General features: G+C 69.9%; 1 protein-coding gene. It reads right to left on the bottom strand.

All coding sequences use genetic code 11. The features are described 5' to 3' along the window. Positions 1-279: hypothetical protein (locus tag AC0IYH_RS31230; protein ID WP_471838081.1), on the bottom strand; the 279-nt coding region annotated here is incomplete at both ends.

A 279-nucleotide genomic window follows, 5' to 3' on the forward strand; every position in this document is an offset into this window, starting at 1 on the left:
GTCCAGCGGCCGTCGTGCGGCAGGGGCAGGCGATACGGCGCGCGCGCCACCGGCGTCATGTTGGTGATGACCGCGACCGGCTTCTCGCCCGGCGGTGGCGCGGGCTGGGACACGCCGGGCCACGACGTTGATTCCTCGGCGACGGTGAAGATGCCGGGATGCTCGCGGTAGACCGCGCGGTTCATCGACCGGAGGAATTCCACCGCTTCCCAATTCTCGCGGCCACCCTCTTCGTTGGGGATCCACTCGCCCGCCTGCCGGCTGTAATCGCGGTACAGC

Source organism: Pseudomonas sp. AC463, from assembly GCF_979253585.1.